Annotated in this window: 21 protein-coding genes and 2 tRNA genes; 12 read left to right on the forward strand and 11 right to left on the reverse strand. The window is 70.1% G+C overall.

Annotated elements, in window-relative coordinates; genetic code table 11:
• Positions 1-83 precede the first annotated feature (83 nt).
• The 7 genes from ACWGKI_RS00615 to rpmH all read right to left on the reverse strand — a co-directional run bounded on the left by ACWGKI_RS00615 (position 84) and on the right by rpmH (position 4483).
• The gene (locus ACWGKI_RS00615) at positions 84-1025 is read right to left on the reverse strand and encodes a ParA family protein (RefSeq protein ID WP_452183859.1); all 942 of its coding nucleotides are present in this window, start codon (positions 1023-1025) and stop codon (positions 84-86) included.
• Positions 1026-1336: 311 nt separating this feature from the next.
• Positions 1337-2002, reverse strand: coding sequence for a 16S rRNA (guanine(527)-N(7))-methyltransferase RsmG (rsmG, locus tag ACWGKI_RS00620; RefSeq protein WP_380242246.1), 666 nt, complete (start codon positions 2000-2002; stop codon positions 1337-1339).
• A 78-nt stretch (positions 2003-2080) separates the two neighbouring features.
• Positions 2081-2611 (reverse strand): Jag family protein, encoded by a 531-nt coding sequence (locus ACWGKI_RS00625; protein ID WP_380242248.1) that lies wholly within the window; start codon positions 2609-2611, stop codon positions 2081-2083.
• A 22-nt stretch (positions 2612-2633) separates the two neighbouring features.
• Entirely contained in the window at positions 2634-3566 is a 933-nt protein-coding gene (gene yidC / locus ACWGKI_RS00630; protein WP_380242250.1) for a membrane protein insertase YidC, read from the reverse strand.
• A gap of 60 nt (positions 3567-3626) precedes the next feature.
• On the reverse strand, positions 3627-3956 hold the full coding sequence (yidD, locus tag ACWGKI_RS00635) for a membrane protein insertion efficiency factor YidD (protein ID WP_380242253.1): 330 nt from the start codon (positions 3954-3956) through the stop codon (positions 3627-3629).
• Entirely contained in the window at positions 3953-4342 is a 390-nt protein-coding gene (gene rnpA, locus ACWGKI_RS00640; RefSeq protein WP_452183838.1) for a ribonuclease P protein component, read from the reverse strand. The genes yidD and rnpA overlap by 4 nt, the downstream gene beginning before the upstream one ends.
• A 3-nt stretch (positions 4343-4345) precedes the next feature.
• Positions 4346-4483 carry a 50S ribosomal protein L34 gene (gene rpmH / locus ACWGKI_RS00645; RefSeq protein ID WP_013840089.1) on the reverse strand — a complete coding sequence of 46 codons (138 nt, stop codon included), beginning with the start codon at positions 4481-4483 and terminating at the stop codon, positions 4346-4348.
• A gap of 404 nt (positions 4484-4887) precedes the next feature.
• Here rpmH and dnaA point away from each other — a divergent pair, with 404 nt between their 5' ends.
• The 5 genes from dnaA (at position 4888) to ACWGKI_RS00670 (ending at position 10843) form a co-directional block, all read left to right on the forward strand.
• Complete coding sequence (dnaA, locus tag ACWGKI_RS00650; protein ID WP_380242258.1) at positions 4888-6303, forward strand: chromosomal replication initiator protein DnaA; 1416 nt, start codon at positions 4888-4890, stop codon at positions 6301-6303.
• Between the two features lie 636 nt (positions 6304-6939).
• On the forward strand, positions 6940-8073 hold the full coding sequence (dnaN, locus tag ACWGKI_RS00655) for a DNA polymerase III subunit beta (protein ID WP_380242260.1): 1134 nt from the start codon (positions 6940-6942) through the stop codon (positions 8071-8073).
• Between the two features lie 44 nt (positions 8074-8117).
• Positions 8118-9014 (forward strand): phosphogluconate dehydrogenase (NAD(+)-dependent, decarboxylating), encoded by an 897-nt coding sequence (gene gnd, locus ACWGKI_RS00660; RefSeq protein WP_380242262.1) that lies wholly within the window; start codon positions 8118-8120, stop codon positions 9012-9014.
• Between the two features lie 31 nt (positions 9015-9045).
• Complete coding sequence (gene recF, locus ACWGKI_RS00665; RefSeq protein WP_452183841.1) at positions 9046-10245, forward strand: DNA replication/repair protein RecF; 1200 nt, start codon at positions 9046-9048, stop codon at positions 10243-10245.
• An 88-nt stretch (positions 10246-10333) separates the two neighbouring features.
• Positions 10334-10843, forward strand: a complete 510-nt coding sequence (locus tag ACWGKI_RS00670; RefSeq protein WP_380242270.1) for a DUF721 domain-containing protein — start codon at positions 10334-10336, stop codon at positions 10841-10843.
• A 96-nt stretch (positions 10844-10939) separates the two neighbouring features.
• On the opposite strand, the gene ACWGKI_RS00675 is transcribed toward ACWGKI_RS00670, so the two are convergent.
• Positions 10940-12490, reverse strand: coding sequence for an LPXTG cell wall anchor domain-containing protein (locus ACWGKI_RS00675; protein WP_452183843.1), 1551 nt, complete (start codon positions 12488-12490; stop codon positions 10940-10942).
• A 455-nt stretch (positions 12491-12945) separates the two neighbouring features.
• Between ACWGKI_RS00675 and gyrB the strand changes: the two genes are divergently transcribed.
• The 6 genes from gyrB (at position 12946) to ACWGKI_RS00705 (ending at position 19175) form a co-directional block, all read left to right on the forward strand.
• Positions 12946-15048, forward strand: a complete 2103-nt coding sequence (gene gyrB / locus ACWGKI_RS00680) for a DNA topoisomerase (ATP-hydrolyzing) subunit B (protein WP_380244690.1) — start codon at positions 12946-12948, stop codon at positions 15046-15048.
• A 106-nt stretch (positions 15049-15154) separates the two neighbouring features.
• Positions 15155-17776: a DNA gyrase subunit A gene (gene gyrA / locus ACWGKI_RS00685; protein WP_452183845.1), complete on the forward strand. Its 2622-nt coding sequence runs from the start codon at positions 15155-15157 to the stop codon at positions 17774-17776.
• Entirely contained in the window at positions 17776-18690 is a 915-nt protein-coding gene (locus ACWGKI_RS00690) for a DUF3566 domain-containing protein (RefSeq protein ID WP_452183847.1), read from the forward strand. The genes gyrA and ACWGKI_RS00690 overlap by 1 nt, the downstream gene beginning before the upstream one ends.
• A gap of 116 nt (positions 18691-18806) precedes the next feature.
• A tRNA-Ile gene (locus ACWGKI_RS00695) sits at positions 18807-18880 on the forward strand.
• Positions 18881-18945: 65 nt separating this feature from the next.
• Entirely contained in the window at positions 18946-19065 is a 120-nt protein-coding gene (locus tag ACWGKI_RS00700; protein ID WP_380244687.1) for a DLW-39 family protein, read from the forward strand.
• Between the two features lie 34 nt (positions 19066-19099).
• Positions 19100-19175, forward strand: a tRNA-Ala gene (locus ACWGKI_RS00705).
• Positions 19176-19257: 82 nt separating this feature from the next.
• On the opposite strand, the gene ACWGKI_RS00710 is transcribed toward ACWGKI_RS00705, so the two are convergent.
• From ACWGKI_RS00710 to ACWGKI_RS00720, 3 genes are all read right to left on the reverse strand, one after another.
• Positions 19258-19473: a helix-turn-helix domain-containing protein gene (locus ACWGKI_RS00710; RefSeq protein ID WP_452183850.1), complete on the reverse strand. Its 216-nt coding sequence runs from the start codon at positions 19471-19473 to the stop codon at positions 19258-19260.
• Positions 19473-20249: a DUF2975 domain-containing protein gene (locus ACWGKI_RS00715; protein WP_452183852.1), complete on the reverse strand. Its 777-nt coding sequence runs from the start codon at positions 20247-20249 to the stop codon at positions 19473-19475. Before ACWGKI_RS00715 ends, ACWGKI_RS00710 begins: the two co-directional genes overlap by 1 nt.
• Before the next feature lie 168 nt (positions 20250-20417).
• Positions 20418-21440 (reverse strand): hypothetical protein, encoded by a 1023-nt coding sequence (locus ACWGKI_RS00720; RefSeq protein ID WP_380244684.1) that lies wholly within the window; start codon positions 21438-21440, stop codon positions 20418-20420.
• Between the two features lie 93 nt (positions 21441-21533).
• On the opposite strand from ACWGKI_RS00720, the gene ACWGKI_RS00725 reads away from it, so the two are divergent.
• The gene (locus ACWGKI_RS00725; RefSeq protein WP_380244683.1) at positions 21534-22073 is read left to right on the forward strand and encodes a peptidylprolyl isomerase; all 540 of its coding nucleotides are present in this window, start codon (positions 21534-21536) and stop codon (positions 22071-22073) included.
• Positions 22074-22125: the final 52 nt, after the last annotated feature.

Raw genomic sequence — 22125 nt, forward strand, 5'->3', positions numbered from 1 at the left:
CCGGCCGGCCGAGGCCTGGCCATGCGTCGAACGGTCGCCGTCGCGGGCGTCATGGTGCCCGTCACAGAGCCTCTCATCGCGTCTTATCCCAGGTCAGCGCGCTGCGGCGCGCGCTCCGCGAGCTCGCGTGCTGCCTCGAGGTAGGCCAGGGACCCCGTCGAACTGGGGTCGTAGGTCATGACCGTCTGAGCGTGGCTCGGAGCCTCGGAGATCCGCACCGACCGAGGCACCGTCGTCCGCAGGGTCTGCTTCGGGAAGTGTTCGCGCACCTCGGCGGCCACCTGCTGGGCCAAGTTGGTCCTGCCGTCGTACATCGTCAAGAGGATCGTCGACACCCGCAGCTCGGGGTTGAGGTGCGCCTTGATGAGCTCGATCGTCTTGAGGAGCTGGCTCAGCCCTTCGAGCGCGTAGTACTCGCACTGGATCGGGATCAACACTTCCCGACCGACGACGAAGGCGTTGACCGTCAGGAGACCAAGGCTCGGCGGGCAGTCGACCAGCACGTAGTCGATCCGCTCCTCACCTCGTGCATCGCGGTCCGCCAGGTAGGCGTCGACCGCGCGGCGGAGGCGTGTTTCACGTGAAACCAGCGAGACGAGCTCGATCTCCGCGCCAGACAGGTCGATCGTGGCCGGAACCCCGTACAACCCTGGCACGGTAGGGCATTCCTGCACCGTGTTCGCGAGCGGCTCGTCCTCGACAAGAACCTCGTAGATCGACGGCGTACCTGCCCGATGCTCGAGGCCGAGGGCCGTCGAGGCGTTGCCTTGCGGGTCGTTGTCGATGACCAACACCTTGAGGCCGGACTGCGCGAGGCCAGCAGCGAGATTCACCGTGGTGGTCGTCTTCCCGACGCCACCCTTCTGATTGGCCACCGTGATGATGCGCGTCCGGTCGGGACGCGGGAACCGCCTCCCCTGCAGCTCGATGCGTCGGCGGGCGTCGATCGCGAGCTGCGCTGCTAAGGGCGTGGACTCATCAGCTTCAGGTACGGAGGCCACGAGAGCGGCCCGGTGACCGTCGATCGCCGGGGGGAGGCCACCACCGGCCCAGGACAGCCCGGGCGATGTTTCACGTGAAACGTGCGGATCGCCCGTCACGGTCCCGTCATTGCGCGGGACGTCGTCGACGTGCTCCGTGCTCGTGCTCACGTGCCACTCCTCCGGTTCGCCACAGAGACCTTGCGTCCGGTCGCGGCGCGAGCGTTGCCGCCACGGACCGGGTACTCCGCGCTCACTCTACGGCCTTGCTGCCAGCGGGACGGGTCAAAACTCCGACCTGTGGAGACAGCGGACGAGCGACACGGTCGGCCGGAACGCACCGGTAGCCCGGGGGGTCAGGACCTGCGGATACGCAAGATGGTGGTCGTCTCGACGTCGTCGATCGTGCGACCCTCAAGGATCTCCGGCTCGGCGGTCTTGAACGACCGGAGAACCTTGCGGGCGGGGTCGATCTCCCGCTCGACGTTGCGGCCCTTCAGGACGACCATTGCCCCGCCGCGGCGCACCAGCGGCAGACTCATTCGAGCCAGCTTGCTCAACGCGGCGACCGCGCGCGACGTCACCACGTCGACCTCGAACGCGTCGTGGTACTCCTCCGCGCGCCCACGCTTGACCTGGACGTTCGCGAGCTGCAGGTCATCGACGACCTCCTGGAGCCACGCCGTCCGACGCTCCATGGGCTCGATCAGGTGGACCTCGACGTCCGGCCGCTGAATGGCCAGGACAACGCCGGGCAGCCCTGCGCCCGAACCGATGTCCGCCACCGACCTCGCATCCTCGAGATAGGGGGTGACGGCGGCGGAGTTGAGGATGTGACGTTCCCATAGACGCGCCACCTCGCGGGGACCGATCAGTCCACGCAGCTCGCCCTCTGCCCGCAGGTTCGCTGCGTACCGAGCGACGAGGTCATAGCGATCACCGAAGTAGTCGCGCACCGCACCGCTCCGCCCGAGCTCTTCGTCGCGGGCACCAGCAGCGCTGTTCGTCTCGTCCTCGGTCATCTTCAGCCCTTCTCGTTCTCGTACCTCATGACGAGAGCCCGTCGTTTCACGTGAAACAACGGGCTCTCGCGGCCACACTCAGGACGCGGAGGGTGCGCCCGAGTCGACAGCGGGCTGGACCACGACGTACCGCGCCGGTTCGACACCGCGCGAGTCGCTCACCAGGCCGGCCGCCGCCACGGCGTCGTGCACCACCTTGCGCTCGAACGCGTTCAGCGGGTCGAGCTCGACTTCCTGCCCCGACTCCTGCACCTGCCGGATGGCTTCCTCGGCCAAGGTCGTCAGCTCGGCGCGGCGAGCGGCGCGGAAGCCGCCGATGTCGAGCATCAGCCGGCTGCGCTCGCCCGTGCGAGCCTGCACGGCCAGACGGGTCAGCTCCTGCAGCGCCTCCAGCACCTCGCCGTCCCGTCCCACGAGAGAGGAGAGGTCAACGTCCTCGTCAGCCACGATCTCGACAGCAGCACGGTCGTGCTGGATGTCCAGGTCGATGTCACCGTCGAGATCCGCGATATCGAGGAACTCCTCGAGGTAGTCAGCGGCGATCTCGCCCTCTTCCTCGAGGCGCGCCGTGTTCTCGGGCTCCCGGTCCACCGGAGTGTCCGTCGTCATCGGTGTCGATTCCTCTCGCTGCTCAGCGGCGCTTCTGGCGGTTCTTGCGCTTGGGCTGCACACGCTGGCCGCGAGGCTGCTCGGCCTCCGGCTCCGGTGCTGCCTCGATGGCGCCGTTGGCGGCGGCCTTACGGGCCTGCTTCTCCTTGAGGAGTCGCTCCGCCTCGGAGCCCGGCGCCGGCATGCGCTTGATCGTGTAGAACTGCTGGCCCATCGACCAGAGGTTCGAGATCACCCAGTAGATCAGCACACCGACCGGGAAGTTGATCCCCGAGATCAGGAAGATCACCGGAAGGATGTAGAGCATCATCTTCTGCGTGCTCGCCATCGGGCCCTCGAGCGCGGCCTTCGGCATGTTCTTCATGGTCAGCTGGCGCTGCGTGAAGAACATGGTGGCGCTCATCAGGACGATGAGGCAGATGACCACGACGCGCGCCGTCGTCGAGTCGGTGGTGCGGAAGACGTCGGAGAGCTGTGCGCCGAAGAGCTTGGAGTGCTCGATGTCCGCGGCCACGCGCTGATCGATCGGGCCGATCGTGCGGTAGGACCCGTCCGCGATCGCCGAGAGGTGGTTGAGCACCCGGAACAGCGCGAAGAAGATCGGCGACTGCAGCAGGATCGGCAGGCAGGACGCCATGGGGTTGGTGCCGTGCTTGCGGTACAGCTCCATGGTCTCGCGGCCCATGGCCTCGCGGGACGCCGGGTCCGTCTTGCCCTTGTACTTCTTCTGCACGGCCTGCAGCTCGGGCTGCATCATCTGCATGCCGCGCGAGGCCTTGATCTGCTTGAAGAACAGCGGGATCAGCGCGATACGGATGACGATCGTCAGCGCGACGATCGAGAACACCCACGCCCAGCCCGGACCGTCCTGCATCCCGAGGGTCGTGAACAGGGCATGCGCCCCGTACATGATCCAGGCCACGACCCACTCGATGGGGTAGAGGATGGTATCCATCCCGATTTGTCTCCTCTGTCGGAAAGTCTCTGCGGTCCCCGGCGGCGCGATCCGGGATGGTCAGTGGCGAGGTGCGCCGCGGTGCTCGTGGTCCAGCGCGTCGACGTCGGTGTCGGCGTGCTTGTGACGAGCAGGCGGGACGTCGTCGACGCCGCCGAGGCTCCAGGGGTTGCACCGCAGGATGCGCCACAGGGCGAGACCGGTCCCCCGCAGCGTGCCGTGCGTCCGGACCGCGATGATCGCGTACTGCGAGCACGACGGGTAGTACTTGCAGGTGGGGCCCGTCAGCGGCGAGATCACCGTCTGGTAGACGCGCAGCACACCGATCAGCACGGTCGCCGGGAGGTTCCGCAGCATGTCCCGACCGTGGCCGAGCGTCGAGGCGGTCACGGAGTCCTCCGCACACGGTCGATCGCGCGGTCCAGGCAGCCTGCCAGGTCGCGGTCCAGCTCGGCGTACGTCGCCGCGCTCGACGCGGGGAGAGCCCGCACGACGAGGCGCGATCCCGCAGGCAGTGAGGAGAGGTGCCCCGCGGCGGCATGCCGAAGGCGCCGCTTCACCTGGTTGCGGTGCACGGCGTTCCCCACGGCCTTGGATACGACAAGACCGACCTGTGGCGGCTCATCGCTCGTACCGCCGTCCCCCACGGCCCGCGGGCCGTCGTCGGGGTCGACGAGGAGATGGACCACCACGGTCGATCGACCTGCACGCGTGCCGCGGCGCACCGCCCGTTCGAAGTCGACGGAACGGCGCAGTCGGTGCGCCGCGGGCAGCATCCGTCAGGCAGAGAGCTCGGCGCGACCCTTGCGCCGACGGTTCGCCAGGATGGCGCGGCCGGCACGGGTGCGCATGCGCAGCCGGAAGCCGTGGGTCTTGGCACGACGGCGGTTGTTCGGCTGGAAGGTCCGCTTGCTCACGAGGTACTCCAAGAAACGTCGGGGAGGCACACCGTCATTTCCCGACGATGCAGGTCTTGTCGCAGGTCGGCGCACGCGTACGGGACGTGGAGGCGCCGACCGGGCCGATCAAGGACCTGGCAGCCCGGTTGTGGGCGCGCGAAAGGACCTGGAACGGCTGTCCGACGTTACGCCGCCGGAGGGGTTCAGGTCAAACCCGACCGGGGGCGCCCTCCCGTCCCCGGTCGCTACGATATGGAGGACCTCACGCACCTCGGCGCGACGTCGCGCCGCCTGCCCCGGTACGGTCACCCACAGGGTTGTCCACAGGTTCCACAGCATGTGGACAACGCTGTGGACGGAGTCTGGGGGGTGGCAGACTCGCGACTCGCTGCCATTCCAGTAACGACAGAAGGACGACGCCCGTGGCCCAGCCGGACGAGAACATCACGGATGTCTGGGCACACACGCTCGCCACCCTCGAGGCCCGGCCCGACATGTCGGCCCGGCAGCTCGCCTTCATCAAGCTGGCCAAGCCCATGGCGATCCTCGAGGACACGGTGTTCATCGCCGTCCCGCACGAGCAGACCCGCGCCTACCTCGAGACCAGCGTGCGCGACCAGCTCGTCTCCGCGATGGCCTCGACGCTCGGGCGCGACATCCGGTTCGGCATCACGGTCGATCCCGAGCTGAGCAGCGACACGCTCACGGGCCCGTCCCAGGACTACACGGCTCCCCCGGAGCCGGGCGTACCGGACGAGCCCGAGGCCCCGCCGCTGCCGCCGAGCCCCAAGCAGTCGGCCGAGCCGACGCGGCTCAACCCGAAGTACATCTTCGAGACCTTCGTCATCGGGTCGTCCAACCGGTTCGCCCACGCGGCGGCGGTCGCGGTGGCCGAGGCGCCGGCGAAGGCGTACAACCCCCTCTTCATCTACGGCGACTCGGGGCTGGGCAAGACGCACCTGCTCCACGCCATCGGGCACTACGCCCACAACCTCTATCCCCACGTGCGCGTGCGGTACGTGAACTCCGAGGAGTTCACCAACGACTTCATCAACAGCATCGGCGAGGGCCGCGCCGGAGCGTTCCAGCGCCGCTACCGGGACGTCGACGTCCTGCTCATCGACGACATCCAGTTCCTGCAGGGCAAGGAACAGACGATGGAGGAGTTCTTCCACACCTTCAACGCGCTGCACAACGCGGACAAGCAGGTCGTCATCACGTCCGACGTGCCGCCCAAGCAGCTCAACGGCTTCGAGGACCGCCTGCGCTCCCGTTTCGAGTGGGGCCTCATCACGGACGTCCAGCCGCCGGACCTCGAGACGCGGATCGCGATCCTCCGCAAGAAGGCCGCGAGCGAGCGGCTCGACGTCCCCGCGGAGGTGCTCAGCTACATCGGTTCGCGCATCTCGACGAACATCCGGGAGCTCGAAGGTGCGCTGATCCGCGTCACCGCGTTCGCGAACCTCAACCGCCAGCAGGTGGACCTCGCCCTCGCGGAGATCGTCCTCAAGGACCTCATCACCGACGACGACTCGGCAGAGATCACGCCGTCGATGGTGATCGCGCAGACGGCCGCGTACTTCGGCCTCACGATCGACGACCTGTGCGGCTCCTCCCGGTCGCGCGTCCTCGTCACGGCCCGCCAGATCGCCATGTACCTGTGCCGGGAGCTGACGGACCTCTCGCTGCCGAAGATCGGCCAGCAGTTCGGCGGGCGCGACCACACCACCGTGATGCACGCGAACAAGAAGATCGCCGGCCAGATGGCGGAGCGTCGCTCCACCTACAACCAGGTGACCGAGCTCACCAGCCGCATCAAGCAGCAGCACCGCGGCTGACCCCCCCAGCCACGATCACGGGCCCGGCCATGCTCTCCACAGGGGTATGGACCGGGCCCGCGGCCGTTCATCCACACCTCCGCCCACAGCCTGGGCCGCGCTGTGACGCTGTTGTCGCCCCGCCGTCCCCAGCCCTGTGGAGGGACATCGTGGACAACTCACCAGTTTTGCCCGCCGGGGAGATTCACACCTGTGGACAAAGCTGTGGACGCATGTGGACCGAGACGGTTTTTCCGTGGACGACGACGCCCCGATCGGTGGACGGCTGTGGGTACGGAATCCTCTGCCCACAGGCGCAAGGCGTCGTCCACAGGACTGCCCCCACAGTCTCCACACCCTGATCAAGGCTCTGACCTGCACAAACGCACGTCATCCCCAGAATCCACAACCCCTATGACGATGACGAACGTTTGATCATCAAGGAAATCCACACACCTTCATCAGGCCGGCCGACGCGACCAGGCAGTCCGTGGCCCCGCTGTGCGGATCGAGTGCCGAAGACGCCCCGTCTCGCGTAGGGTTTGGCTCGGACGACGAGGCAGGTCGGATGACGTCGTACAGGCTCGCCACCGGGCCTCGACGACAGCCCTGCGTCCACATCGATCGACGACACCAGTCGGCAACGCGAGGAGTGGGATGAAGTTCCGGGTTGAGCGTGACGTCCTGGCCGAGGCCGTGACATGGACGGCGCGCACTCTCCCCACGCGCCCGCCGGCACCCGTCCTGGCAGGCGTCCGCATCGAGGTCGACACGGCCGGCACCATCTGGCTGTCCAGCTTCGACTACGAGGTCTCCGCGCGCGCCGAGATCCCCGCAGAGGTCTCGGAGCCGGGCACGGTGCTCGTCTCCGGCCGCCTGCTCGCCGAGATCTCCCGTGCGCTGCCCCACAAGCCGGTCGACGTCACGCTCGAGGGCACCAAGGTCGTGCTGACGTGCGGCGCCTCGCGGTTCACCCTCCTGACCATGCCGGTCGAGGACTACCCCACGCTGCCGCAGATGCCGGAGCTGAGCGGCACCGTCACGGGCGACGCCCTGACGCACGCCGTCGCGCAGGTGAGCGTCGCGGCGAGCCGTGACGACACGCTCCCCCTGCTCACGGGCGTGCGGATGGAGATCGAGGGCGAGCGGATCACCCTCATCGCCACCGACCGCTACCGGCTCGCGCTGCGCGAGCTGACCTGGACCCCGGCCACCCCGGGCTACTCCGCCGTCGCGCTCGTGCGCGCCCGGACGCTGACCGACGTCGCGAAGTCGCTCGGCGGGGGCGGCGGGCTCGTCAACGTCGGCCTCTCCACCGGTCAGGGCGTCGACCTCATCGGCTTCGAGGCCGGCGGCCGCCACACCACGTCGCAGCTCGTGGACGGCGACTATCCCCCGGTCCGCCGCCTGTTCCCCGACGCGACGCCGATCCATGCCGTCGTCGCCACCGGGCCGCTCATCGAGGCGGCCAAGCGCGTCTCCCTGGTCGCCGAGCGGAACACCCCGATCCGGCTGTCGTTCACCGACGGCCAGGTCGTGCTCGACGCCGGTCAGGGCGACGACGCGCAGGCGTCCGAGGCGCTCGAGGCGGTGCTCGTCGGCGAGGACATCCAGGTGGCGTTCAACCCGCAGTTCCTGCTCGACGGGCTCGGTGCGCTCGGCACCGACTTCGTCCGGCTCTCGTTCACCCACCCGAACAAGCCGGTGGAGTTCACCGGCCAGGAGTCGCTCGACGGCGAGGACTCGTCGGAGTACCGCTACCTGCTCGTGCCCATCCGGTTCGCCGGCTGACGCACGCGCCCGCCCTCTCGCCCCGCACCCTCCTGGAGGTACCCATGGTCAGCCACATCGGACTCGTCGGTCTGGGCAAGATGGGCAACAACATGCGCGAGCGGCTGCGCCGCGGAGGCATCGAGGTCACGGGGTACGACCCGCGTCCCGAGGTCTCCGACGTGGCGTCGCTCGCCGACCTCGTCGCCGCCCTGCCCGCCGACCGCCGGGTCGTGTGGGTGATGGTGCCGGCGGGAGACCCGACGCGCGGCGTCGTCCAGGAGCTCGGCACGCTGCTGACCGAGGGCGACGTGGTGGTCGAGGGCGGGAACTCCCACTACCCGGAGGACCAGGCCCGGGCCGCCGAGCTCGGGGAGCGCGGCGTCGGCTACGTCGACGTCGGCGTCTCCGGTGGTGTGTGGGGTCTGGAGAACGGCTACGGCCTGATGTGCGGCGGTGACGCCGCGCACGTCGAGGCGCTCATGCCGGTCTTCGACGCGCTCCGCCCCGAGGGGCCCCGCGAGGAGGGCTTCGTGCACGCCGGCGCCGTCGGCGCGGGACACTTCGCGAAGATGGTGCACAACGGCATCGAGTACGGCCTCATGCAGGCCTATGCCGAGGGCTACGAGCTCCTGGCGGCCAAGAAGGACATCGTCACGGACGTGCACGGCACGATGAAGGCGTGGACGCGCGGCACCGTGGTGCGGTCGTGGCTGCTCGACCTGATGGTCAAGGCGCTCGAGGAGGACCCGGCGCTGGCGGCGATCGACGACTGGGTCGACGACTCCGGCGAGGGCCGCTGGACCGTGGACGAGGCGATCGACAATGCCGTGCCGCTGCCCGTGATCTCGGCGGCGCTCTTCGCCCGCTTCGCGTCGCGGCAGGAGGAGTCGCCCGCGATGAAGGCCGTGGCTGCGCTGCGCCAGCAGTTCGGCGGGCACGCGGTCAAGCCGGCGCAGTGACCTCGCCGGTCGCCGGCCGTCGAGAAGGCTGATGTACGTCTCGCACCTGTCCCTCCTGGACTTCCGGTCGTACGCCGCGGCCGAGGTCGAGCTCGAGCCTGGCCCGAACGCCTTCGTGGGCCGCAACGGGCAGGGCAAGACCAACCTGGTCGAGGCGATCGGGTACGTCGCGACGCTGGGCAGTCACCGGGTCGCGAACGACACGCCGCTCATCCGGGCGGGGGCGGAGCGGGCCGTGGTGCGCACGCGGATCGTGCGGGGTGAGCGGGCGTCGACCGTCGAGCTCGAGATCACGGCGGGCAAGGCGAACCGGGCGCGCGTCAACCGTGGCCAGCTCGGGCGGGCGCGGGACGTCCTGGGGATTCTCCGCACCGTGCTCTTCGCGCCGGAGGACCTGGCGCTCGTGAAGGGCGACCCCGACGGCAGACGGCGGTTCCTCGACCAGCTGGTGGTGCAGCTGCTCCCCCGTGCCGCGGGCCTGCTGAGCGACTACGAACGCGTGGTGCGGCAGCGGTCCGCCCTGTTGAAGTCCCTACGCGGCGTCCGGCGGTCCGGGGCCGGCGGGCCGGTGGACACGAGCACCCTCGAGGTGTGGGACGCGCGCGCCGCCCAGCTCGGCGGGCAGATCCTCGCGATGCGGCTGGCCCTGGTGCAGGCGCTCCGTCCCCAGGTCGCGGCCGCGTACGAGCAGGTCAGTGACGCCGACGGCGACGCAGAGCTCACCTATCGCACGAGCGTGCCGGGCGCAGGAGACGGGTCCGGCCCGATCCCTGCGGCAGAGGACCTGGAGAAGGCGATGCTCGCCGCGATGGCGGAGGCGCACCCGCAGGAGCTGGAGCGCGGCGTGAGCCTCGTCGGCCCGCACCGGGACGACCTCGTCCTCACCCTCGGCGGCCTGCCCGCGAAGGGGTACGCGAGCCACGGCGAGTCCTGGTCCTTCGCCCTGGCGCTGCGGCTGGCGTCGTACCGGCTCCTCGGCGGGGGCGAGAATCCCGAGCACGTCCCCGACGGCGCCTTCTGGGACCCGGACCTCGACACGGACGCCGACCCGGTGCTCATCCTCGACGACGTGTTCGCCGAGCTGGACGTGCGCCGCCGTGAGCGGCTCGCCGAGCTCGTCGCCCCGGCGCGCCAGGTGCTGGTGACGGCAGCGGTGCCCGGCGACGTCCCGGACGTCCTCCTGGGCGCCCGGTTCGAGGTCACCCCCGGCGAGGTGCGTCGTGCGGGGTGACGGCGAGGAGGGCGACGACAGCGAGGTCGACCTCCCCGGCGCCACCGACGACCGCCCCGCCCGCCGGGACGCCGACCCTCGACCGGTCATGGACCGCACGGAGCTGACCCCGCCCTCGGCGGTCGCCCGCGAGGCGCTCAACCGCGCCAAAGCGGCGGCGCGCGCCAAGGGGCTGCGCCCCGGTTCACCGGCGCGCCGCTCGCCCCTGGCGGAGCCGCGGCTGTCGGGCCAGGGACCAGGTGCACGCGACCCGCAGCTCCTGTCCGAGGTGGTCGGTCGGCTCATGCGTGACAAGGGCTGGACGGCGGACGTGTCCGTGGGCGGCGTGATCGGTCGGTGGCGAGAGGTCGTGGGCGCCCAGGTGGCCGACCACTGCCAGCCGGAGACGTTCGAGGAGAAGGTGCTCGTGGTGCGGGCGGACTCCACGGCGTGGGCGACGCAGGTGCGCCTGCTCGTCCCCACCCTGCTGCGGCGGCTGGCGGAGGAGGTCGGCGAGGGCGTGGTCGAGCAGGTCACGGTGCTGGGGCCTGCCGGCCCCGGGTTCCGCCGGGGCCGGCGGTCGGTGCGCGGCCCGGGACCGCGGGACACCTTCGGCTGAGCGAGCCTGCGCCGTCGCCGTCGTCGGTGCTGACGTCACGGACGCGGAAGGGCCCGGCCGCGTGCTGCGGCCGGGCCCTTCGTCATCGTCGAGGCGTCAGTGCTGGATGCGGCGACGCAGCCAGAAGAGCAGCCCACCACCGGCGACGAGCAGCGCGGCGAGCCCTGCGAAGAGGCCGACCGTGGCACCCGTCTGCGGGAGCTCGTCCGCCTGCCCGACCGCGTCCGCGGGCGGGACGTCCGCGTCGTCAGCCACGACCTCGGTGTCCGGGCCGCCCACGCCGACCGGGTTGGCGCACTGCGACGACGCCGGCGGGTAGTCCACGACGGTCGAGTACTCGGGGTTCACCTCGAACAGGACCTGGACGCCGTCGCGGGTCCAGGCGTAGTTGCCGTCCGTCTCGACGTAGGAGCCGTCGTCCTGCTGCTCCCAGCCCGGCCACTGCTTCGGGGCCGTGTCCGTGGCGCCCGGCCACAGCAGCGAGCCCTCGAGCGGCTGGTCCTCGGCGACGTAGTTCTTGCCGCCGTCGGGGTTGATGAACGTGATCGTCAGCGGGGTGTCGTCGTCGACCTCGATGCCCTCAGGCAGCGAGACGCCGTACTGGAGATACGGGGTGTCGCCCTGGCAGACGGCGGCGATGTCGCCCGGGACCAGCGCGCAGTCCTCGGCCGAGGGCACGAGCTTCTCGATCGGGAAGATGACGTCGCCCGTGTCGGTGCGCGTGTAGCCACCGAGGTCGTCGCCGAAGGCGTAGTGCTCCGCCGGGATGGCGAGGACGCCCTGCTCGGTGCTCACGTAGGTGATCGAGGCGGTGGCGGCCGGGAGCTCGACGTCGGAGGACGTCGCCCCGCAGACGGTCGCCGCGACCGGCGGGACCGGCACGACGATCTCGTCCGGCGTCACCGGGGGCGTGGAGGGGGTGGGCGTCGTGGGCGTCTCCGGCGTTCCCCCGCAGACCTCACCGCCGGGCAGCGTGATCCCGAGGTCCTCGAGCTCCTGGTGGGTCCAGTCGAGCAGGTGCCCGGAGTGCCCGGTCCCGTCGGGGAACTCGATGTTCTGCGGCACCTCGTACTCGTCAGGGCCGCCGGAGAGCAGGTCCTGCTGGATGCCCCAGTCCGTGCAGACGTCGATCTTGTCGAGGATCGACGTCTCCGGGAGCGTGGTGTACCAGTAGGAGTCGTCGAGGGGGGAGTCCTTGGTCCACGGGATGGTCGTCGTGGCGACGAGCTCCTGCAGGCCCGAGTTCTCCCACGCCGCAGGCTTGTCCTTGTCCTTCTTCGGGTACAGGTAGATGGCGACCTGCGCCTCGCCGACCTCAGGCTCCGGGGTGGTGGGCGGGCACGGCTCGGTCCGGCCGGTGTCGGACCAGTCGAACTGGCTTCCGTCGTGCGCGTCGACGACGACTGACCACTCGTGGCCCGCGGTGCCGTCGAGGTCGAAAGTCCGCTGCCAGCCGCTCTCGAAGGTCTCGTCGGCCTCGGTCTTGCCGTCGACGGTGACGGTCACGTCCGCGCCGTGGTACTGGGTGAGCTTCACCTCGAGGCTCGAGCAGCTGTCGTTGACGTCGGGGGTGTGGGCGGAGGCGGGCGCCGCGGTGGCGACCAGCATCCCGCCGACGGCAAGCGTCGTCGCTGCGACGCCCGCCAAGGTCCTCTTCACTGTGGGGTGGTCCCTTCGATGGTGACCGGCGAAGGCGCAGCCGGGTCAGCGTGCGTTACGGGGAATCGTCGTGTAGTACACCAGGTTTCGGTCAAAAACGGGAGAGCTTCTGATAACGGTCAGAAGACAGATGACCGACGCAACGGGCGAGACGCCCAGTTCCGGCGCAAAAGTTGTGGACAACCCTGGGGAGAACCCTGTGGACAAGGGTGTGGAGAACGCGTCGTCCACCACCTGTGGACAACGTGTGCCGAACTTCGCTCCAGCGGCGTCAATCCGCCGTTTCCTTGCCTCCGGCAGGTAGACTGGGACGGTCATTCCGGGTCGTGGTCCGACCTCTCGCACGACTCGGTCGAGCGCGTGCCCGGAACCTGAGAGCCGCGCCGCCTGCGCACCGCACGAAGCGCCGGCGCGTGCACGACGACCGAGGAGCAGTCCCGCCTGTGGCAGACCGAACCGACACCCCCCGTCCTGATGCTGTCGCCGACGGAACCACCGGACCGGGGAACGGGTACGACGCCGGCAACATCACCGTCCTGGAGGGCCTCGAGGCCGTCCGTAAGCGCCCTGGCATGTACATCGGCTCCACCGGTGAGCGCGGCCTCCACCACCTCGTGTACGAGATTGTGGACAACTCTGTGGACGAGGCCCTGGCCGGGCACGCCGACAGCGTCGAGGTGACCCTCATGGCCGACGGTGGCGTCCGCGTCCGGGACAACGGCCGCGGCATCCCCGTCGCGATGCACCCCACCGAGGGCAAGCCCACGCTCGAGGTCGTCATGACGATCCTGCACGCGGGAGGCAAGTTCGGTGGCGGCGGGTACGCCGTCTCCGGCGGTCTCCACGGCGTCGGCATGTCCGTCGTGAACGCCCTGTCCACGCGCTTCGTCTCCGAGGTGCGGCGCGACGGCTACCACTGGCGCCAGGAGTACCGCGACGGTGGCGAGCCCGTGAGCGAGGTGCAGCGGCTGGAGCCGCTCGCCGACGGCGAGGGCACCGGCACCACGCAGACCTTCTGGGCGGACGACTCGATCTTCGAGACGACCGAGTACGACTTCGAGACCCTCCGCTCGCGCTTCCAGCAGTACGCCTTCCTCAACAAGGGCCTGCAGATCACCCTGCGCGACGAGCGGGCTGGGCACGCGGTCGCCGACGACGAGGTGGTGGGCAAGGCCCCCGGAGCCACGGACGGCGACATGGTGTCCGGCGACGGCGAGACGGACGCGGAGGCGGCGAACCCGGTCCGCACGGTGCGGTACCGCTACGACAACGGCCTCACCGACTACGTGGCGCACATCAACGCGGCCAAGAAGTCCGAGCTGATCCACCCCGAGATCATCGACGTCGAGTCCGAGGACACCGAGCGGAAGATCTCGGTGGAGATCGCGATGCAGTGGACGAGCTCGTACAGCGAGTCCGTCCACACCTTCGCGAACACCATCTCGACCACCGAGGGCGGCACGCACGAGGAGGGCTTCCGCGCGGCGCTGACCACGCTCGTGAACAGCTACGCGCGTGACAAGGGGATCATCAAGGAGAAGGACGACAACCTCACGGGTGACGACATCCGCGAGGGCCTGACCGCCGTCATCTCCGTCAAGCTCGGCGAGCCGCAGTTCGAGGGCCAGACGAAGACCAAGCTCGGGAACACCGAGGCGAAGACGTTCGTCCAGCGCGTGGTCCGCGAGAAGCTCGTGGACTGGTTCGACGCCCACCCCACCGAGGCCCGGGACGTGATCCGCAAGGCCGTGCAGGCGTCGCAGGCGCGGATCGCGGCGCGCAAGGCGCGCGAGGCCACCCGGCGCAAGGGGATCCTCAGCTCAGGCGGGATGCCCGGCAAGCTCAAGGACTGCCAGTCGAACCGCGCGGAGGACTGCGAGGTCTACATCGTCGAGGGCGACTCGGCCGGCGGCTCCGCCGTCCGCGGTCGTAACCCGCACAACCAGGCGATCCTGCCGCTGCGCGGCAAGATCCTGAACGTCGAGCGGGCCCGCCTGGACAAGGCGCTCTCCAACCAGGAGATCCAGTCGCTGATCACCGCGTTCGGCACGGGCATCGGCGAGGACTTCGACATCTCGAAGCTCCGGTACCACAAGATCGTGCTCATGGCCGACGCCGACGTCGACGGCCAGCACATCTGCACCCTGCTGCTGACGCTGCTGTTCCGCTACATGCGCCCGCTCATCGAGCACGGCCACGTGTACCTCGCGCAGCCGCCGCTGTACCGGCTCAAGTGGTCGAACGCGCCGCACGACTACGTGTACTCGGACCGCGAGCGGGACGCGTTCCTCAAGGAGGGCATCGCCGCCGGCAAGCGGATCCCCAAGGAGAACGGCATCCAGCGGTACAAGGGTCTGGGCGAGATGGACTACACCGAGCTCTGGGACACCACGATGGACCCGGAGCACCGCACGCTGCTGCAGGTGACCATGGACGACGCGGCCGCGGCCGACGAGATCTTCTCGGTGCTCATGGGCGAGGACGTCGAGTCCCGCCGCAGCTTCATCCAGCGCAACGCCAAGGACGTCCGCTTCCTCGACATCTAGGGGTGCCCACGGCGTCGTACAGAACGTGCGACCGCCGTTGTACACCGACCGAGCGAGGACGACGGAACCCGCGCCCCGGCGGCGCAGGACAGGAAGAAGGTAGACGGTGACGGACGAGACCCCCGGTCCCGACATGACGGACGGCGCCCCGGAGGACGAGGCGCTCGAGACGACCGACGGACAGGTCGCGGTGCACCACGGCCGCATCGACCAGGTGGACCTGCAGCTGGAGATGCAGCGCAGCTACCTCGACTACGCGATGAGCGTCATCGTCGGGCGTGCCCTGCCGGACGTGCGCGACGGCCTCAAGCCGGTGCACCGGCGCGTGCTGTACGCGATGTACGACGGCGGCTACCGCCCCGACCGCGCGTTCTCCAAGTGCTCGCGCGTCGTCGGCGACGTCATGGGCAAGTTCCACCCCCATGGCGACACGGCGATCTACGACACGCTCGTGCGTCTCGTGCAGGACTGGGTGCTGCGCTACCCGCTCGTGGCCGGCCAGGGGAACTTCGGCTCGCCCGGCAACGACCCCGCCGCCGCCCCGCGGTACACCGAGTGCCGGATGGCGCCGCTCGCCATGGAGATGGTCCGGGACATCGACCGCAACACGGTCGACTTCCAGGACAACTACGACGGCCGCACGCAGGAGCCCGTCGTCCTGCCCGCCCGGTTCCCGAACCTGCTCGTCAACGGTTCCGCCGGCATCGCCGTCGGCATGGCGACGAACATCCCGCCGCACAACCTGCGCGAGGTCGCGGAGGGCGTGCGCTGGCACCTGGAGAACCCGGACGCGTCGCGCGAAGAGCTCCTCGCGGCGCTCATGCAGCGCATCAAGGGGCCGGACTTCCCGACCGGCGCGCAGATCCTCGGCACCAAGGGGATCGAGGAGGCGTACCGCACCGGTCGCGGCTCCATCACGATGCGCGCCGTGGTGAACGTGGAAGAGATCCAGAACCGGATCTGCCTCGTCATCACCGAGCTGCCCTACCAGGTCAACCCGGACAACCTGGCCTCGAAGGTCGCCGACCTCGTCAACGACGGGAAGCTCGCCGGCATCGCCGACATCCGCGACGAGACGTCGGGCCGCACCGGCCAGCGCCTCGTGATCGTGCTCAAGCGCGACGCGATCGCGAAGGTCGTGCTGAACAACCTGTACAAGCACACGCCGCTGCAGTTCAGCTTCGGCGCGAACATGGTGGCGCTCGTCGACGACGTGCCGCGCACGCTCAGCCTCGACGCGTTCGTGCGGCACTGGACCACGCACCAGGTCGAGGTCGTGCGCCGGCGGACCGAGTACCTGCTCGCCGAGGCGGAGCGCCAGATCCACATCCTGCGCGGCTACCTCAAGGCGCTGGACGCCCTGGACGAGGTCATCGCCCTCATCCGTCGCTCCCCCGACGTCGAGGAGGCACGCACCGGCCTGATGGAGCTGCTCGACGTCGACGAGCAGCAGGCCAACGCGATCCTCGCGCTGCAGCTGCGTCGCCTCGCGGCCCTGGAGCGCCAGAAGATCATCGACGAGCACGACGGGCTCCAGCGCGAGATCGAGGACTACAAGGACATCCTCGCCAAGCCTGAGCGCCAGCGCGCCATCGTCCAGGACGAGCTCGACGCCATCGTCGAGCGCTACGGCGACGAGCGCCGCACCACGGTGCTGCCCTTCGACGGCGACATGTCGGTCGAGGACCTCATCCCCGAGGAGGAGGTCGTCGTCACGATCACGCGCGGCGGCTACGCCAAGCGGACGCGGTCGGACAACTACCGCGCGCAGCGTCGTGGCGGCAAGGGCGTCCGGGGCGCGGCCCTGCGCGAGGACGACATCGTCGAGCACTTCTTCGTCACGACGACGCACCACTGGCTGCTGTTCTTCACGAACCTCGGCCGCGTGTACCGCGCCAAGGGTTACGAGCTGCCCGAGGGCGGTCGTGACGCCAAGGGCCAGCACGTGGCGAACATGCTGGCGTTCCAGCCGGGCGAGCGGATCGCCCAGGTGCTGGACCTGCCGGACTACGAGGCCGCGGACTACCTCGTGCTCGCCACCCGTCGCGGCCTGGTGAAGAAGACCCGCCTGGGCGAGTACAACTCGCCTCGGTCGGGCGGGCTCATCGCCATCAACCTCCGCGAGGACGAGCAGGGCAACCCGGACGAGCTCGTCGCGGCGCGCCTCGTCAACAAGGACGACCACCTCATCCTCGTGTCGCGCAAGGGCCAGTCGATCCGGTTCCCCGCCGACGACGACACGCTGCGCCCGTTGGGCCGCGCGACGTCGGGCGTGACCGGCATGAAGTTCCGGGACGACGACGAGCTGCTGAACGCCGACGTCGTGACGCCGGGCACCGACCTGTTCGTCGTGACCGAGGGCGGCTTCGCCAAGCGCACAGCGATCGGCGAGTACCGGGTGCAGGGCCGTGCCGGCTACGGCATCAAGGTCGCCAACCTGGTCGAGGCTCGTGGAGACCTCGTGGGGGCCCTGGTCACAGAGGCCGACGACGAGGTGCTGGTCATCATGGAGCGTGGCAAGATCGTGCGCTCGGCGGTCGCGGGGGTCAACCTGACCGGCCGTACCACGCAGGGCGTGACCTTTGCCAAGCCTGATCGCGGCGACCGCATCATCGCGGTGGCCCGGAACGTCGAGCGTCCTGCCGACGTCGAGTCGGCTAGCGTGGACGAGCAGGCCGCCGAGGAGCAGACCACCGACGAGCCGACCACGAGCGGGGACGAGGACTGATGACCGAGAACAGCGCGTCGACCAGGGCGTCGGTTTCCCCGGCACGGGGAGCGGACATCGACGACGCCACGCACCGACGGACCCCCGTCCCTCCGCCCCCGCCCGCGCAGGGGTCCGCCCCGCGCGGCGTGACCGTCGGAGGGGCCGCGGCGCAGCGCACCGCGTCGTCGGCTCCGGCGTTCCAGACGACGCAGGTGCAGGCGTCCGTGCCGGCCCCGGCCGCTGCGGGCGGCGTGCCTGCGACGGCCGCGGAGCCTGCCGGGGCGACCTCCGCGCAGGGCGCCTCCCCCGTCAAGGAGGGGGCGGTCAAGGCGGCGGCAGCCGCGCTCGCCGCCGCCCGGAGCGCGGCGAAGAAGGTCCAGTCGGCGATGCCGGACGGCACGCCCAAGGACCCCCAGGCCGCGCAGACCACCGCGGCTCCCCAGGCACAGGCCAAGAAGTCCGAGCCTCGCCCGGAGATGCACTACTCGGCCGGTGGCGTGCAGGGGAAGGCCACCCCCACGGGTGCCACGCCCGCCGCCTCGCCGATGGTCGGCGCGGCCGTCGCCGGCGCGGGCCCGCGCCGCGTGCGCCTCTCGGTCTCGCGGGTCGACCCCTGGTCGGTCATGAAGCTCGCGTTCCTGCTGTCGGTCGCGATCGGCTTCATCACCGTCGTCGCCACGATGGTCGTCTGGTACGTGCTGAACGACATGGGCACGTTCGCCACGATCCAGTCCTTCATGAGCGACACGATCGGCCCGCAGGCCGTGAACCTCATGCAGTTCGTGAAGTTCGACCGGGTCGTGTCCCTGTCGGTCCTGATCGCCATCGTCAACGTGGTGCTGATGACCGCGCTGGCGACGATCATGGCCATCCTGTACAACATCACGGCCGCGCTGGTCGGCGGCGTGCACCTCACGCTGACCGACGAGTGACCACCGTCCCGGACCGGGACCGACGTCACACCACGTGACGGCGGTCCCGGTTTGGGCCGGGGCCACCGCGTACGGTAATGTTCCGTGCTGCACGCGCTCCCGCTGGGAGCGCGCTCGGGGCTATAGCTCAGACGGTTAGAGCGCTTCCCTGATAAGGAAGAGGTCGGAGGTTCAAGTCCTCCTAGCCCCACTCCAGGCCACACCAGGTCCGGGCCCGACACGTACGACCTCAGGGTCGTGACGAGGAGGCTGAAGATGAAGAAGCTGTTCGTCCTCCTGCTTGCGCTCGGCGCGGGCTTCCTGGTCTGGCGCCGGCTCAACGAGGACTCGGCCGACCGGGACCTGTGGTCCGAGGTCACCGACACCATCGACTGAGCCGCTCCCCGCTGCCCGTCACCACGGGCCGCCCGGGGCCATGGCGCAATTGGTAGCGCACCTGCTTTGCAAGCAGGGGGTTAGGGGTTCGAGTCCCCTTGGCTCCACCATCACCGAGACCCCGCACGCCACGCGTGCGGGGTCTCGTCGTTCCGCAGAGCGGCCCACGCGGGCCGGTACGCCCTGTCGCGTTCAGGCCTCGGGGTCGTCGACGTGCTCGAGCAGGTCGCCGGGCTGGCAGCCCAGCTCCCGGCACACGGCGTCGAGCGTCGCGAGCCGCACCGCCCGGGCCTTGCCCGTCTTGAGGATCGACAGGTTGGCCACGGTGATGCCGACGCGGTCGGCGAGCTCCGTGAGCGTCATCCCCCGCTCGACGAGCAGCCGGTCCAGTCGCACGACGATCGGCATCAGACCGTCAGCCTGCGCTCGTCCTCGATCGCCGCACCGTGCCGGAAGATCTCGGCGACGAGCAGGACCACGCCTCCCAGCGCGACCTGCACGACGTTGATGCCGCCCGGGTAGCCGCGCGAGCCGACGACGTCGAGGAACGGCGGCCCGTACTGCGCGAAGTGGACCGACTGGACCGCATAGATGCTGGTGAGATGGTCCAGCGCCGGCGCCAGGAGGGCTGCCGCGACCGTCAGCCAACCCAGCGCGCGCAGGAGCCGGACGCTCCGGGCGGTGAACGCGTCGCCGCCGGCCGCCGCGGCGAGCAGCCGCCACATCAGGAGCAGCCACATGGTGATGACGGTGCCGACGACCACCTTCCTCACCACCTGGGCAGCCACCCACGAGTTCCAGCCACCCGAGGTGGTCAGCTGAACCTCGCCGGAGAGGAGCACGTCCGTGGGCCGGACGTCCGTGTCCTGGTGGACCACGCCCTCGCGCACGTCCTGCCCGGCACCCTCCTGGAAGAGCTGGTAGCAGAAGCTTCCGTCGCCCCGCTGGTGCTTCGGGTCGGGCGCCCGGAGGTCGACCGTCTGGCAGACCGGCGACGCGTTCGCCACCCGCACGACGACGGTGTCGCGGAAGTGCAGGGGGCCGAGGCGGACGTCCACGGGGTAGGTCACGGACCCTGTCAGTGCCAGGACGCCCAGCACTGCCGTCGTGACGGTGAGGGCCGCGGTGAGGACGGCTGCGGCCAGCGCGAGCCAGGTGCCGATGCGGAACATGCGTCGGGCCATGACCGGTGTCCTCTCCAGGCGTCGTCGACCGGGGCGGTCGCGACGATGATGCCATATCGAATCTCGATATGGCAGCCCTGGGGTGGTGCCAGACGCGACGAGGGCCCCCGCCGTCTGGCGGGGGCCCTCGTCTGCGGGCGTGCGGTGCCGTCGAGTGACGGCGGGCGGTCAGGCCTTGTCGCCCTCGTCGTTCTTCTTCTCGCCCGTCTCGCCCGACTCGGCCGCGTTCTGGCCGGGGCCGTTCTTGGGGGCGGTGGAGCGGCTGCGGTTGGAGGCCTTCTTCGCGGCGTCCGTCGCCTTGTCCCGAGCCTTGTCCACAGCCCCGGTGACCTTGCCGCCGACGTCCTCACCGAGCTCGGCGGCCTTCTCTCCCGCGCGCTCGGCGGCAGACCGGCCCTTCGCGACGGCGTGACCCGCCGCCTCGCCCACGGCCTCGGCCGCGTCCCCGACGGCGTGCTTCGCGTCGCGCGCGGCACCGTCGAAGTCCGGACCGGACTGCTGCTCCCAGGGCTCCGCCCACGGGTCGTTCTGCGGCTGGGCGCGGCGCCAGAAGGCGTACCCGGCCACGGCAGCGCCCGCCAGCGCGAGGAGCCAGAAGAGCCCCTTGCCCTTGCCGGACGACTTCTCCGCGTGCTTGGCGGCCTTCTCGGCAGCGGCCTGGGCCTTCGCGGCCTCCTTGGCGGCCTGCTTCGCCGCCTTCTTGCCCGCGCGGCCGGCCTTCTCGGCGGCGTCGCGCGCGGCGTCCGCGGCGGCTGCCCCTGCTGCCCCCGCCGCGGCACCCGCGCGGGTCGCCGCGTCGTTGAAGGCTGCCACCACGCGGGGCAGGTACTCCTCCACGATCTTGTCGTGCGCCGTGTCGACCATGGGGCCGGCCTTGTCGGCCGCCTTCTCGATCCGCGGGGCGGCGGCGAGCACACTGTCCTGCCACGCCTTCTCCGCCCGCGGGACCAACCACTCCAAGAAGTGGTCCATGCGGGGCTCCGCCCACGTCTTGGCCTGCGTCGCGGCGTCCTTCGCGCCGCTCGCGGCCCGGGCACCGACGTCGACCAGCACGGCGGCGGCCTCGGTCGCGGAGCCCTTGAGCTTCTCGGTGTCGAGCTCGTTCATCTTCTCGCTCACCTTCGCGGAGAGCTTCTCGTTGAGGTCCTTGGCACTGTCCTTGACGCTGTCGCCCACGTTCTTTCGCACCATGGACCCACTGTGCCACCAGCCGCCCTGGGCTGCAGCGTCACGCGCCAGCCGTGCCGTGAGGGTCCGGGAGAGGAGGAGTGAGAGGATGAGGGCATGTTCGCAACCCTCCACACCTCCGCCGGTGACATCCGCATCGAGCTGCTGCCGAACCACGCGCCCAAGACCGTCGCGAACTTCGTCGGTCTGGCCCAGGGCACCACGACGTGGACGGACCCGGCCACGGGCGCCGAGCGCAACGACCCCCTGTACGACGGCGTGATCTTCCACCGCGTCATCGACAACTTCATGATCCAGGGCGGGGACCCGCTGGGCACCGGCACCGGTGGCCCCGGCTACACCTTCGACGACGAGATCCACCCGGAGCTCGCGTTCGACGACAAGTACATCCTCGCGATGGCGAACGCCGGCAAGCGCCGCAACCCCGTCACGGGCGCCGTCGAGGGCACCAACGGCTCGCAGTTCTTCATCACCACCGCGGCGACGCCGTGGCTCAACGGCAAGCACACCATCTTCGGCAAGGTGGCGGACGACGAGTCCCGCGCCGTCGTCGACGGCATCGGCACGACGGCGACCCGCCCCGGCGACCGCCCCGTCACCGACATCGTCATCAACAGCGTCACCATCGAGGACTGACACCACCCTCGTGCTGTGAGCGGGCGTCTGGCCCGCTTCCGTCGTCGGAAGC

This window comes from Isoptericola sp. NPDC055881, assembly GCF_053615895.1.